This is a genomic window from Streptomyces sp. NPDC093109 (assembly GCF_040701725.1).
In the GTDB taxonomy this organism is placed as follows: Bacteria; Actinomycetota; Actinomycetes; order Streptomycetales; family Streptomycetaceae; genus Streptomyces.
Genome location: NZ_JBFBEZ010000056.1, coordinates 1 through 13,418, shown reverse-complemented (window position 1 = coordinate 13,418; position 13,418 = coordinate 1). Strand labels below are relative to the sequence as shown.

General features: G+C 69.8%; 14 protein-coding genes and 1 pseudogene. 11 read left to right on the top strand and 4 right to left on the bottom strand.

The features are described from left to right. Positions 1–58: 58 nt before the first annotated feature. The 6 genes from AB0389_RS33935 to AB0389_RS33910 all read left to right on the top strand — a co-directional run bounded on the left by AB0389_RS33935 (position 59) and on the right by AB0389_RS33910 (position 6,257). Positions 59–1,069: an ABC transporter permease gene (locus AB0389_RS33935; protein ID WP_366399399.1), complete on the top strand. Its 1,011-nt coding sequence runs from the start codon at positions 59–61 to the stop codon at positions 1,067–1,069. Next, a complete protein-coding gene (locus AB0389_RS33930; RefSeq protein WP_366399398.1) occupies positions 1,066–2,100 on the top strand; it encodes an ABC transporter ATP-binding protein in 1,035 nt (344 codons plus the stop codon). The genes AB0389_RS33935 and AB0389_RS33930 overlap by 4 nt, the downstream gene beginning before the upstream one ends. Continuing rightward, a complete protein-coding gene (locus AB0389_RS33925) occupies positions 2,097–3,254 on the top strand; it encodes a dipeptide ABC transporter ATP-binding protein (RefSeq protein WP_366399397.1) in 1,158 nt (385 codons plus the stop codon). Before AB0389_RS33930 ends, AB0389_RS33925 begins: the two co-directional genes overlap by 4 nt. Positions 3,255–3,370: 116 nt before the next feature. Continuing rightward, positions 3,371–4,036, top strand: coding sequence for a trimeric intracellular cation channel family protein (locus tag AB0389_RS33920; RefSeq protein WP_366399396.1), 666 nt, complete (start codon positions 3,371–3,373; stop codon positions 4,034–4,036). Between the two features lie 53 nt (positions 4,037–4,089). Next, positions 4,090–4,932 carry a thioesterase family protein gene (locus AB0389_RS33915; protein ID WP_366399395.1) on the top strand — a complete coding sequence of 281 codons (843 nt, stop codon included), beginning with the start codon at positions 4,090–4,092 and terminating at the stop codon, positions 4,930–4,932. Positions 4,933–5,093: 161 nt separating this feature from the next. Further along, a complete protein-coding gene (locus AB0389_RS33910) occupies positions 5,094–6,257 on the top strand; it encodes a cysteine desulfurase family protein (RefSeq protein WP_366399394.1) in 1,164 nt (387 codons plus the stop codon). Positions 6,258–6,348: 91 nt separating this feature from the next. Here the strand turns inward: AB0389_RS33910 and AB0389_RS33905 are convergent, their stop codons facing one another. Next, entirely contained in the window at positions 6,349–7,059 is a 711-nt protein-coding gene (locus tag AB0389_RS33905; RefSeq protein WP_366399393.1) for an N-acetylmuramoyl-L-alanine amidase, read from the bottom strand. A 60-nt stretch (positions 7,060–7,119) separates the two neighbouring features. Here AB0389_RS33905 and mnmA point away from each other — a divergent pair, with 60 nt between their 5' ends. Together mnmA and AB0389_RS33895 are read left to right on the top strand one after the other, a co-directional pair. Then, complete coding sequence (gene mnmA / locus AB0389_RS33900) at positions 7,120–8,253, top strand: tRNA 2-thiouridine(34) synthase MnmA (protein ID WP_366399392.1); 1,134 nt, start codon at positions 7,120–7,122, stop codon at positions 8,251–8,253. A 117-nt stretch (positions 8,254–8,370) separates the two neighbouring features. Beyond that, positions 8,371–9,486: a hypothetical protein gene (locus tag AB0389_RS33895; RefSeq protein ID WP_366399431.1), complete on the top strand. Its 1,116-nt coding sequence runs from the start codon at positions 8,371–8,373 to the stop codon at positions 9,484–9,486. An 81-nt stretch (positions 9,487–9,567) separates the two neighbouring features. Here AB0389_RS33895 and AB0389_RS33890 read toward each other — a convergent pair whose 3' ends face one another. Next, positions 9,568–10,275: a hypothetical protein gene (locus AB0389_RS33890; RefSeq protein WP_366399391.1), complete on the bottom strand. Its 708-nt coding sequence runs from the start codon at positions 10,273–10,275 to the stop codon at positions 9,568–9,570. 199 nt (positions 10,276–10,474) lie between these two features. Here AB0389_RS33890 and AB0389_RS33885 point away from each other — a divergent pair. After that, positions 10,475–10,624, top strand: a pseudogene (locus AB0389_RS33885) (transcriptional regulator); the annotation flags it as partial. Between the two features lie 96 nt (positions 10,625–10,720). Here AB0389_RS33885 and AB0389_RS33880 read toward each other — a convergent pair. Further along, entirely contained in the window at positions 10,721–10,930 is a 210-nt protein-coding gene (locus tag AB0389_RS33880; RefSeq protein ID WP_366399390.1) for a DUF397 domain-containing protein, read from the bottom strand. A 3-nt stretch (positions 10,931–10,933) separates the two neighbouring features. Beyond that, positions 10,934–11,785, bottom strand: a complete 852-nt coding sequence (locus AB0389_RS33875; protein WP_366399389.1) for a helix-turn-helix transcriptional regulator — start codon at positions 11,783–11,785, stop codon at positions 10,934–10,936. 289 nt (positions 11,786–12,074) lie between these two features. Here AB0389_RS33875 and AB0389_RS33870 point away from each other — a divergent pair, with 289 nt between their 5' ends. Both AB0389_RS33870 and AB0389_RS33865 read left to right on the top strand, forming a co-directional pair. After that, complete coding sequence (locus AB0389_RS33870) at positions 12,075–12,614, top strand: ATP-binding protein (RefSeq protein WP_366399388.1); 540 nt, start codon at positions 12,075–12,077, stop codon at positions 12,612–12,614. 119 nt (positions 12,615–12,733) lie between these two features. After that, positions 12,734–13,048, top strand: coding sequence for a hypothetical protein (locus tag AB0389_RS33865; protein WP_366399387.1), 315 nt, complete (start codon positions 12,734–12,736; stop codon positions 13,046–13,048). Positions 13,049–13,418 lie beyond the last annotated feature (370 nt).

Genomic DNA, 13,418 nt, shown 5'->3' with positions numbered 1-13,418 from the left:
GTGAAGGTGCGGGGTCGTGCGGGCGTAATCCGCCCCTGAGACCCGGCGCCGCACGGCTGTGGCTGCGTACATCATCCGACGCGTCTTCGCCGCGGTGTTGCTGCTGCTGGTGGTCAGCGCAGTCACGTTCGCGATCTTCTTCCTGGTCCCCCGCCTCGGCGGGCAGACAACCGACTCCCTGGCCGCGCAGTACGTGGGCAAGGGCGCCGACCCCGACGCCATCGCCGCGATCAAGGCGAATCTCGGGCTCGACCAGCCCCTCTACCTTCAGTACTGGCACTTCATCAAGGCCATCGTGGTCGGCGCCGAGTACAACTTCGGCCCCAACCCCTCGGTCTGCAACGCGCCGTGCTTCGGCTACTCGTTCAAGACCCATGTCGAGGTCTGGCCCGAGATCGTCCAGCGCATACCGGTGACCCTGTCGCTGGCACTCGGCGCGGCAGTCCTCTGGGTCATCTCCGGTGTCGCGATCGGCGTGCTCTCCGCGCTCAAGCGGGGCTCGATCTTCGACCGCGTGGCCATGGCCGTCGCCCTGGCCGGTGTCTCCCTGCCGATGTTCTTCACCGGCCTGGCCGCCATGGCGCTGTTCGTCACGAACTGGGAGATCTGGCCGAGTATCGACTTCGTGCCGTTCTCCGAGGATCCCGTTGCGTGGGCGTCGAACCTCGTCCTTCCCTGGTGCACCCTCGCCTTCCTCTACTCGGCCCTCTACGCCCGGCTCACCAGAGCCGGAATGCTGGAGACCATGGGCGAGGACTACATCAGAACCGCGCGCGCCAAGGGCCTGCGGGAGCGCAAGGTGGTCGTACGGCACGGTCTGCGCGCCGCGCTGACCCCGCTCGTCACCATCTTCGGCATGGACTTCGGGCTGCTGCTCGGCGGCGCCGTCATCACCGAGAGCGTCTTCTCCTTCCAGGGCATGGGCAAGTACGCCATCACGGGCGTGCAGAGCAGCGACCTGCCCATCGTGATGGGTGTGACGCTGGTGGCCGCCTTCTTCATCGTCTTCTGCAATCTGCTGGTGGACCTCGTGTACGCCGCGATCGACCCCCGGGTGAGGCTCTCATGAGCGACGCGAGCAAGAAGTTCCTCTCCGTGCGGGACCTGCGCATCCACTTCGACACCGACGACGGCCTGGTCAAGTCCGTCGACGGCGTCAGCTTCGACCTCGAGGCGGGCAAGACCCTCGGCATCGTCGGCGAGTCCGGCTCGGGGAAGTCCGTGACCTCCCTGGGCATCATGGGGCTGCACAACTCCGAGCGGGCCCGGATCTCCGGCGAGATCTGGCTGGACGGCGAGGAGCTGATCGGCGCCGGCAAGGAGCGGGTGCGCCAGCTGCGCGGCCACAAGATGGCGATGATCTTCCAGGACCCGCTGTCCGCGCTGCACCCGTACTACTCGATCGGCGCGCAGATCGTGGAGGCGTACCGCGTCCACAACGCCGTCGACAAGAAGACGGCCAAGAAGCGCGCCATCGAGATGCTCGACCGGGTCGGCATCCCCGAGCCCGCGCGCCGCTACAACGACTACCCGCACCAGTTCTCCGGCGGTATGCGCCAGCGCGCGATGATCGCGATGTCGCTGGTCAACAACCCCGAGCTGCTGATCGCGGACGAGCCGACGACCGCGCTGGACGTGACCGTCCAGGCGCAGATCCTCGACCTCATCCGCGACCTCCAGAAGGAGTTCCACTCGGCGGTCGTCATCATCACCCACGACCTGGGCGTCGTCGCCGAGATCGCGGACGAACTGCTGGTGATGTACGCCGGGCGCTGCATCGAGCGCGGCTCCGCCGAGAAGGTCTTCTACCAGCCGCAGCACCCGTACACCTGGGGCCTGCTCGGCTCGATGCCCCGGATCGACCGGGAGCAGACCGAGCGGCTCATCCCGGTCAAGGGAACTCCGCCCAGCCTGATCAACGTCCCGTCCGGCTGCGCCTTCAACCCGCGCTGCCCGTACGCCGACGTACCCAAGGACAACCTCACCCGCACCGAGCGTCCCAACCTGCGGGAGATCACCGACGGGCACTTCTCCGCCTGCCACATGTCCAAGGCGGAGCGGGAAAAGATCTGGACCGAAGAGATTGCGCCGAAGCTGTGACTGAACCGATCCTCAAGGTCACCGACCTCAAAAAGCACTTCCCGATCACCAAAGGGGTGCTGAAACGCAAGGTCGGCGCGGTCCAGGCCGTCGACGGGCTGTCCTTCGACGTACGGCCCGGGGAGACCCTCGGCGTCGTCGGCGAGTCGGGCTGCGGCAAGTCGACCATGGGGCGGCTCATCACGCGGCTGCTCGAACCGACCGGCGGCAAGGTCGAGTTCGAGGGCCAGGACATCACGCACATGTCCACCGGCGCGCTGCGTCCGCTGCGCCGCGACATCCAGATGATCTTCCAGGACCCGTACGGTTCGCTGAACCCGCGCCACACCATCGGCGGGATCGTCTCCACCCCCTTCAAGCTCCAGGGCATCGAGCCCGAGGGCGGCGTGAAGAAGGAGGTGCAGCGGCTGCTGGAGCTGGTGGGCCTCAGCCCCGAGCACTTCAACCGCTATCCGCACGAGTTCTCCGGCGGCCAGCGCCAGCGCATCGGTATCGCGCGGGCGCTGGCGCTCAACCCGAAGCTGGTCGTCGCCGACGAGCCGGTCTCGGCGCTGGACGTGTCGATCCAGGCGCAGGTGGTGAACCTGCTGGACGACCTCCAGGACGAGCTGGGCCTGACGTACGTGATCATCGCGCACGACCTCTCGGTCATCCGCCATGTCTCGGACCGCATCGCGGTGATGTACCTCGGCAAGATCGTCGAGCTGGCGGACCGCAGCTCGCTGTACGAGTCGCCGAAGCACCCGTACACGAAGGCGCTGCTGTCGGCGGTGCCGGTGCCCGACCCGAGCCGGCGCGGCGGCAAGAGCGACCGCATCCTGCTCAAGGGCGATGTGCCGTCGCCGATCTCGCCGCCGAGCGGCTGCCGGTTCCACACCCGGTGCTGGAAGGCGACGGAGATCTGCGCGAAGCAGGATCCGCCGCTGATCCAGCTCGGGCAGGGACACCAGGTGGCGTGCCACCACCCGGAGAACGCGGAGGACCAGCAGCCGCAGGACACGGTGCTGCTGGTGGCGGCGCCGAAGGCGGTGGCTGCGGCTGCGGAGACGGCGGCTGAGCCGGCCGCGAAGACGGAGAAGAGCGAGAAGGCGGATGCCTCGGCTTCCTCCGACAGCTCGGACAGCACCTCCGACGACGCTTCGGGCGAGAAGTAGTACGCGAGGCGGTACCGGATACGAGTCAGTACCGGATACCCCGGGCGCGCCCCGGCCGGCCTTCGGGCTGGTCGGGGCGCGTTCGTATGCCCACGGGCGCCCGGCACAATGTCCGGGTGCTCCATGACCTGTTCACCCCCTCCGTCCAGCACGGGCTCGATCTCGTCGGGATCTTCGTCTTCGCGATCTCCGGCGCACTGCTCGCCGTCCGCCGTAACTTCGACGTGTTCGGCATGGCGGTGCTGGCCGAGATCACCGCGCTGGGCGGCGGGCTCCTGCGCGACCTGGTCATCGGCGCCGTACCACCGGCCGCCTTCACCGACCTCGGCTACTTCTCGATGCCGCTGGTGGCGACCGCGCTGGTCTTCTTCCTGCATCCGCAGGTCGAGCGCATCCAGAACGCCGTCAATGTCTTCGACGCCGCCGGTCTCGGGCTCTTCTGCGTCACGGGTACGACCAAGGCGTACGCGTACGGTCTCGGGCTGACCGCGTCCGTCGTGCTCGGTCTTGCCACGGCGGTCGGCGGCGGTGTGCTGCGGGACGTTCTCGCCAACGAGGTGCCCTCGCTGCTGCGCTGGGACCGCGATCTGTATGCCGTACCGGCCCTCGTGGGCGCCTCGATGGTCGCGCTCTGTATCCGCTTCGACGCCCTGAACGCGCTGACCAGCACGCTCGCCGTGGTGACCGCGTTCGTTCTGCGGCTGCTCGCGATGCGCTTCCACTGGCGGGCGCCGCGTGCGTGGAACCGGCGCTCGGCGGCGGAGGAGGGGCCGGAAGTATGAGTGACATATATTAAGCTACCGCTTAGTACTTCTGTGTTGTAGCGTGCTGTTCCATGGCTCAGGCATCCATCGGCGACAGCGAGTTCGACCGCGGCACCGCCGTCACCCTTCGCGAACCAGGCGTCTACGACGTACAGCTCACCTCCGGGTGGACGGTGGCGGACGTCCTCAACGGCGGCCATCTGCTGGCCGTCCTCGGCCGCGCCCTCGGCGACGCGCTGCCGCACTCCGACCCCTTCACCGTCTCCGCGTACTACCTCACCCCGTCGAAGCCGGGACCGGCCGTGGTGCGTACCGAGACCGTACGGACCGGCCGTACGCTCTCGACCGGGCAGGCGTCCCTCTTCCAGACCGACGAGGACGGCCGCGAGGTGGAGCGGATCCGGGTCCTCGCCTCGTACGGTGACCTCGCCGCGCTCCCCGACGACGTGCGGACGTCCGCCAAGCCGCCGGCGTTCCCGCCCCCGGAGCGCTGTGTCACCACGGCGGACGGCCCGCCGCCGCCCGGCGACTTCGCGCTGCTCGACCGGCTCGCCCTGCGGCTGGATCCGGCCACGGTCGGGTGGGCGCTCGGCGCGCCCTCGGGAAAGGGCGAGATACGCGCCTGGTTCGAGTTCGCGGACGGCCGCGACGCCGACGCGCTCTCGCTGCTGCTGACGGTGGACGCGCTGCCGCCCACCTCGTTCGACCTCGGCCTCATGGGCTGGACCCCGACGGTCGAGCTGACCGCCCACATCCGCTGCCGCCCGGCCCCAGGACCGCTCCGGGTCGCCATCACGACCCGTAACGTCGCGGGCGGCTTCCTGGAGGAGGACGTCGAGGTCTGGGACAGCGCGGACCGGCTGGTGTCCCAGGCCCGCCAACTGGCGCGCGTACCGCGGGAGCCGCGCGACTGAGGGCGCGGGGTGGGAAGGCTGGGGTGGGAAGGCGGGGGTGGGAAGGGGCCGTGCGCGGGCCTCTCCCACCTCTGTTTCCGCCCCCGTTTCCGCCCCCGTTCGGGTCCCCGCGTGGGCCTGCTGCGAGTGGCTCCGTCCGCGCTCGTAGAATCGTGCCCACCATGGCTTACCTCGACCACGCCGCGACCACTCCGATGCTGCCGGAGGCGATCGAGGCGATGACCGCCCAGTTCGGCTTCGCCGGCAACGCCTCCTCGCTCCATGCCGCCGGGCGCCGGGCGCGCCGTACCGTCGAGGAGGCCCGCGAGACACTCGCGGAGGCCCTCGGCGCACGGCCCAGCGAGGTGGTCTTCACCTCGGGCGGCACGGAGGCCGACAACCTCGGTGTGAAGGGCCTGTACTGGGCCCGGCGCGCCGAGGACCCGGCCAGGACCCGGGTGCTGGCCAGCCCCGTCGAGCACCACGCCGTCCTCGACGCCGTCGACTGGCTCGGCGAGCACGAGGGCGCGACCGTCGAGTACCTGCCGGTCGACGCGTACGGCCGGGTGACGCCCGAGGCGCTGCGCGCGGCGGTGGAGCGGAACCCCGACGATGTCGCCCTGGCCACCGTCATGTGGGCCAACAACGAGATCGGCACGATTCTGCCGATCAGGGAACTCGCGGACGTGGCGGCGGAGTTCCGCATTCCGCTGCACTCCGACGCCGTACAGGCGTTCGGCCAGACCGAGCTGGACTTCGCGGCCTCCGGACTCGCCGCGATGACCGTCAGCGGCCACAAGATCGGCGGCCCGTACGGCATCGGGGCCCTGCTGCTGGGCCGCGAGTACACCCCCGTGCCCGTGCTGCACGGCGGCGGCCAGGAGCGGCATGTGCGCTCGGGGACGCTCGACGTCCCCGCGATCGCGGCCTTCGCCGTCGCGGGCAGGCTCGCCGCCGAACGGCGTGAGGAGTTCACCCGCGAGATCGGCGCCCTCCGCGACGAACTGGTGCGGGCGGTACGGGCCGCGGTCCCCGACGCCGTCCTCGGCGGCGACCCCGACCACCGCCTCCCCGCCAACGCGCACTTCAGCTTCCCCGGCTGCGAGGGCGACTCGCTGCTCATGCTGCTCGACGCCCAGGGCATCGAGTGCTCGACCGGCTCGGCGTGCACGGCGGGGGTGGCCCAGCCCAGCCATGTGCTGCTGGCCACGGGCAGCGACCCCGACCTGGCCAGGGGCACGCTCCGGTTCTCCCTCGGCCACACGTCGACGCGCGCGGATGTCGAGGCGGTCGCGGGGGCGATCGGCCCGGCGGTGGCGCGGGCGAGGAGCGCGGGCCTGAGCTGACGGCGGGGCGTCGGGGCGGCGGGGGCGTGGCGGCGGCGCGCTGGAGGGCGGGGGCGGTCACTCCGGTGCCCCGTGCTCACTCCGCCCGCGGCTACTCGGCCGCGGCGGTCTCCTGGCGCGCGAATTCCTCCCGTACGAACCTCATGTACCGGTCCCAGTTCCAGTTCTTCCCCGGGTCCGTATGGTCCGTGCCAGGGACCTCGACATGGCCGACGATGTGCTCGCGGTCGACCGGTATCCCGTACCGGTGGCAGATGTCGGCGGCGAGCCGCGCGGAGGAGCGGTACATCGTGTCCGTGAAATCCTCCGGCTTCTCCACGAACCCCTCGTGCTCGATCCCGATCGACCGCTCGTTGTAGCCGCGGTTGCCCGCGTGGTACGCCACGTCCAGCTCGCGGATCATCTGCGCCACATGGCCGTCCTTGCGCACCACATAGTGCGCGGCGGCGCCGTGACCGGGGTCCTTGAAGACCTTGAGGGCCACCGCGAAGCTGCCCTGGACGACATGGATCACGACGCGGTCTATCCGGTAGTCGTCGGGGCGGTCTGCCATCCGCCAGTTCGCCGACGAGGCGGCCACCCACTGGGCGGGTACGTAATCAAGCTCACCTTCCTTGCGCGGCTTGCGCCCCACGGACACCTTCCGCCACACCCACGACAGCTCCTCGCGCGCCAGCACACCCCCGCCGACCACCGCGGCGGCACCGCCGATCAGCACCGCTCTGCGGGTGGCCTTGGGGCCGTCGGCGGAGCCGCGGCGACGTGTGCCGCGACTCTCCGTACCCAGTGATTTCTCGCCCATATGATCGTCAACGCATTCTCGCGCGACTGTGGTTCCCCCGGGCCGTACCCTGGTTGGGCTATGACTCAGAATTCCCAGCGCACACGCCCGCTCCGCGTACTCGCCGCCATGTCCGGCGGCGTCGACTCCGCCGTAGCCGCCGCCCGCGCGGCCGAGGCGGGCCACGACGTCACCGGCGTGCACCTCGCGCTCTCCGCGAACCCCCAGTCCTTCCGCACCGGCGCCCGGGGCTGCTGCACCATCGAGGACTCCCGCGACGCGCGGCGGGCCGCCGATGTGATCGGCATCCCGTTCTACGTGTGGGATCTCGCCGAACGCTTCCGCGAGGACGTCGTCGAGGACTTCGTCGCGGAGTACGAGGCGGGCCGCACCCCGAACCCGTGTCTGCGCTGCAACGAGAAGATCAAATTCGCCGCGCTCCTCGACAAGGCGCTCGCCCTCGGCTTCGACGCGGTGTGCACGGGCCACTACGCCACGGTCGTCACGGCCCCCGACGGGAGCCGCGAGCTGCACCGGGCGAGCGACATGGCCAAGGACCAGTCGTACGTCCTGGGCGTACTGGACGAGCGCCAGCTCGCGCACGCCATGTTCCCCCTCGGCGACACCCTGACCACCAAGGACGAGATCCGCGCCGAGGCCGAGCGCCGGGGCCTGGCCGTCGCGAAGAAGCCCGACAGCCACGACATCTGCTTCATCGCGGACGGCGACACCCAGGGCTTCCTCGCGGACCGCCTCGGCCGCGCCGAGGGCGACATCGTGGACGAGGCCGGTACGAAGGTCGGCAGCCACGACGGCGCGTTCGGCTTCACCATCGGCCAGCGCAAGGGCCTGCGCATCGGCCACCCGGCCGCCGACGGCAAGCCGCGCTACGTGCTGGACATCTCGCCCGTCGACAACACGGTCACGGTCGGCCCGGCCGCCTCCCTCGACGTCACCGCCCTGACCGCCCTCAAGCCCCGCTGGTGCGGCACCGCCCCGGCCGGCCCCGGCGACTACACCGCCCAGCTCCGCGCCCACGGCGACGAGACCCCGGTCACGGCCGAACTCACCGACGGCACCCTCCACGTCCGCTTCGACACCCCGGTCCGCGGCATCGCCCCCGGCCAGGCGATCGTCCTGTACGACGGCACCCGCGTCGTCGGCTCGGCGACGATCGCCACGACCGAGCGGCGCACGGGGGCCCTGACGGGCTGACGGGGCTGACGGGCTGTCGGCATCATTCGGCCGACCCCACTGTCAGTGCCCTGTGTCATTATGCGGTCGTGTCCCGGGGGAGTGGGCCACAGTCCGCTGATGACCAGGGGGTTGGGGATGGGCGCGGGTACGGAGCCGGACGGCTCGTCCAGGTCCGACGAGGAGTGGGAGCGGTTTCTGCGCGAGTCGGTGGCGGGTGCCGCCGACGCGCCCAAGGAACCGTCCGCGCGCGCCCGCGACGTGGCGAAACGGCTGCGCGCGGAGCCCGAAGGGCGCCCGGCGGGCTGGCGCACCTACACGCCCGCGCGGCCCAAGCGGCGCACGGGCTGGTACGTGGTCGGGCTGCTGGCCTCGCTGGCGCTGCTGGTCGTGGCGTTCGTACCGGGGCTGACAGCGGGTCTGTTCGGCGGCGCCGACGCATCGCCGCCGACGGCAGAGACGGAGCGCCCGACCCAGGCACCCCCGGCGGACGAGGCCCAACGCCCCACCACGGACGAGCCGTTCCGCGGCTCACCGGCGGCGAGCTGGGCGAGCGGAGCGGCGGGGATCACCACGCCGAAGGCCGAGGCGGTCGGCTGGATGAACGCGGCCGAGGTCGAGCGGGCGCTGACCCGCAGCCGGGACTTCCTCGTCGCGTCCGGCCTGGACCGCGAGGTGCTGGAGGGCGAGCGCCCCGAGAAGGCGATCTCACTGATCAACCCGCACCAGAAGGACGTCCAAGCCCTTCTGAAAACCGCTTTCCGCACCCCGAGCGAGAAGAACGACCCCCTCCTCCTCTTCAGCCGCTTCCAGCCCTCCCGCACCGACCTGGTCGGCGACGTCGTGAAGACCCGGGGCCGGCTCACCTACCAGGAGGGCGAGCGCGGTGCGCTCCAGGTGACCGCCGACGTCACCTTCGTCTACCCGGTCACCCGCGCGGACGCGAGCGGCGACGACGGCGGCGACGCCGGCGATGACGCGATCGTGCGTACGATCGTCCGGCGCGAGCTGGTCATGAGCTGGGACGACCCCGACAAGGTGATCACCGAGCCGGGCACGTTCTCGATCGTCTCGTACAAGTACGAGATGACCAACGGCGGCTGCGGCGCCCCCACGGGCTACTTCAACCCGCCCTTCGGCACGGACGGCCAGACGGACGCGTCCGCCACCGAGGTCGACCCGTACGACCGCAGCGCGCCGGTCGGTCAGGGCGAGTTGTCCGAGGACGAGTGCAGGAGGGCGACGCGTTCCTAGGGTCTCGCCGCACAGGCCCTGCGACGGCGCGACGCCCGGCACGCGTCTCGTCATGCCCTCGCAACCGCCGGGCACCGACGCTCAGCGCATGTACGGTGGCGGCCACTCCCGCTCCCACGCGGCGGACACGGTGATCACCGCACTGCCGCGCGGGCGCTCGACCACGGCCCCGGACTCGTACGCGTCCGGGGTCAGAGCCAGCACCGCGTCGCCGCCCTGAGCCGCGACCTCCTCGGGCGGCGCCTCGAAGCGCCAGCCGCGATCGGTCAGCTTGCGCAGCAGCCGTTGGTAGGCGCGCTCGGCGACGGGGGCGTCCTCACAGGTGTACGTCCACTGGTGCTGCCCCACGCAGGAGCCGTCCTGGCTCCGGACGTACACGTAGGGCTTCTCCTCGGAGGGCCAGCCGCCGAGGAGGCTGTCCAGAACCTGGCTGGAGACGTCCTTCACGCCATTGAGGGCCTGCAACCGCACCTTCAACTCGGTCTTGGTCGTGGGGACGGGAAGGCCGAGGTCGCTGGAGACGGGGGCCTTGACCTCGTCGGGCTCCTTGTCCCAGAAGCACGGGGAGGTGACGCCCACACTGAGCTGGCCGCCGAGGCCCATGGCCACCTGCATGAGGAAGTCGTCGGGCTTGCTACGCAGGTTGGCGCCGACGGCTCTGCGCTCGTAGTCCGGTGCGGCATCGACGGTGTGACCGGCGGCCTTCCAGTTCTCGAACACCTGGCGGACGACGTCCTTGCCCTGGTCGGGGGGGATGTCGCGCAGCCAGTAGTTCTTTGTCAGCGTCACACGGTCCTCGGACCCGCCATCACTCGGGTCCAGGCACGGCCCCACTTCTCCGCTGCGTTGCTCCAGGCGCGGTACCGGGCTCACGCCATGGATCGCTTGCCGAATCAACTCATCGGCCGTGCGTTTTGCTTGTTCCATATCCATTGGGTACCTCACACGCGCCATGTCATCCAGCGCTATTCGGAGCTGCTTGGGCGCTGCCGATGACTGGCACGCCGAGTTGTGGTGGGACGATGCCGACAGCATCGCCCTGTACGTGAAGGTCTGGAAGACCCATCGCGAGTCGGCCGTGTATGGGGCCGATGCCCACAACGTCATCAACGCGGCCAGGCGTGAGCTGAACTCCTGAGATCCTGGTCGTCGAACTCGTCTGCCTCGACACTCTTGAGCCAGACGTCCATGGCGGGCGGCGTAACCCGGGGAACAGGTTGTGCCTGTCGAGGTGTCAGCCCTGATGGGGCTTGAACCCATCGGTTTTTACCCCCTGCACGAGCGCGTGGAACGCGCTGGCGTTCGTAGGGATGACCCGGGACGGCCGGGTGCTGTCCCGGAGCGCGACGTGATCTCCCTCCAGCGTGGCAACCTCGACACAGTTGTTGCCGCCGTCACCCGAGAACGAGGACTTTATCCAGCACGGCTCGGACGTGTACGGCACCTCTTACAGCTCCTTGGCGACGGTGTGAATGAACTCCCTCGACTCAGTTGGGGGCAAGGCCACTTGCTCGGTCAAGTCCAGACGGGTGCGGAAGTTGGCAAGCTGCGCCGGGGAATCGATGAACACCGCTCCCGTTGGTGCGTCCATCTGCACCGTGTCCAAGTGAGGATTGGAAGCCTCTGCGTAGAGGACCGAGGAGTCCAGGAGCGGGAAGCCGCCAGCAGAGAACGGGATCACTCGCAGTGTCACATTCGGACGCTCGCAGGCATCCAGTAGGTGCCGCAGTTGGGCTCGGGCGATGCTCCGGCCGCCGATCCGCATGCGGAGCGCAGCCTCGTGGATGACACCGGCGTAAGGGACTGATGCGTCGCCAGTGATCACTGACTGCCGCGCCAGGCGATGAGCCACCCGTAGTTCTACTTCCAAGCGCGGGAGCGGAGGTACGGGCAGCTCGAAGGTCGCTCGCGCGTGGTCTTCGGTCTGGAAGAGGCCAGGCAGGTGCGCGGTTTGGGCGGTCCGCAGCCGTACGGCGTCATGTTCAAGTTCGGACACATCGAGGAACCCCGGGGGAATCTTGCCCCGGTACTCGTCCCACCACCCCGCTTGCCGCCCGCCGGTCATAGCGGTGAGGGAGTCGATCAGCTCCGAGTCGTCGCACTCGTAGATGCTTGCCAGCCGACGCAGGCGCTCTTCGCTGATGCCGAAACGTCCTGCTTCGATGTTGGAGATCATCGTGCGGTCCGAGCCCAACAGGCCGGCTGCCGTCGGCGCCGACATGCCTGCCGCCTCCCGGAGTCGTCGAAGTTCCACTCCGAAGCGACGCTGCCGGATTGTGGGGATCTGTCGCGGTGCCATGGGCCCTCTCCTCTCCTCGCTCGCGCACAGTCTGCCTGCTGCATACGGGCCGTGAAGAATCATAAATATAACTCGTTTTAGTGAGTTAGGTAGCACGGGTTTTAAAGTTGCCCTACTGTCTGGGATGCGTCGATCGCTCAGTGTCAGGAAGCGCACCGGTTCTGCCCCGCCCGCCCGGGACGGGCCGTAACCGGCACTGCCACCGCCGACGCACTGTCCGAACAGGCCGCACCCACCACGTGGTTCAACTCCACCCATCCCTTCACGTCACGCACCCAGGAGGTGCTTCGTGAGCACAGACCCGCAACCGAAACCCGTCGCGGCCCCCGCGCCGGACAACGTTCACCCCGTACCCATCCCGTTCGCCGAGCCCTGGCAGTACGAACTCAGCCTTCCCTGCGACCCGCGCGGTCCCCGGATCGCCCGCACCACCCTGCGGGCTGTCCTCGCCGCGCACGGGCTCACCGAACTCACCTACCGCGCCGAACTGCTGGCGTCCGAGCTGACGACCAACTCCGTGCTGCACACCAGGGGCCGGGCGACCGTTCGGCTCCACTGGATGTACCCCGTCCTGCGGGTCTCCGTCTGGGACATGAGCCCCGACCTGCCCCGACCTCGCCGCCCGCGCCGGGATGCCGGGAGCGGTACTGGGCGCGACGGTGGGCGCGGGATGGCGATTCTCGACCTGGTCGCCGACCGGTGGGGAGGCTGCGCCATGGGGGAGGAGCCGTACGGTCCCGGCGGCAAGACGATCTGGTTCGAAGTGGCCATGAACGGCGGTCCGCCGCCGGACCCCGACGGCGGAGCCGTCCGCGCGCTGGCCGCCTGAACGCGGCCCGATCGGCGGCAGACCGGAGGCCATCTGAGCGTGCCATTGGTGGCGCGTTGCGCGAAGAGTCGGAATCAACAAGTCGGAATCAACAAGACCGCTCGACAGAGGAGAGACGCATGGCTGAGGTAACGGCGAAGGCGGAAGCGTGTTCCGAGCGTGGCCCGTTGCTCCCGTTGGGACATGACGAGTACGCGTCCCTGCTGGCGGAGGTGGTGGCGGACTCCGCGCCACGGCTCTTCGCTGTGGTGCAGGAAGTGGGCGATCGGGAGGACGGGTGGGTAGCCGCCTGGGGCCTGGCGTTCGAGGATCGGGCCGAGGTTGTCGCGGGCGGGGGAGGGGGCCGTATGTGCCTGCCGTCGGCGGAGGGTGCGCTCCGGTACTTCGGGCGGGGCGGAGAGGTCAGGGCGAGCCTGTACTGGGTCGGTTCGTGACACCAGTGGTTGGTTCCCGACGTCGGCTGCCGGTCCCTGACACCGGCGGCCGGTCTGACACCGGCGGCCGGTCTCGGGCGACGGCTTCGGTGGCCCCCGACGCTTGGGTGCCTTGAGGTGTACGAGCATGGGCCCGGCGGCAAGCCCGTCGGACCGGCGTTCGGCCGCGTTGGGTGTGTGCGGGGCGTGGTGAGACGCCTTGCTTCGCGAAGAACTCCGCCGGCACCGGCGCGGGCGCCTGTTACTGCCTCCGTCGCGACCGGTAGTTGGGTAGGGGGCCGCCCCTCCTGGTGTGAGTGTCGCGTCTCCGTGTCAGGTGTAAAGGGCGCTCCTGCGTCGCGTCGGCTGCGCCGATTTCGCTTCGCTCACC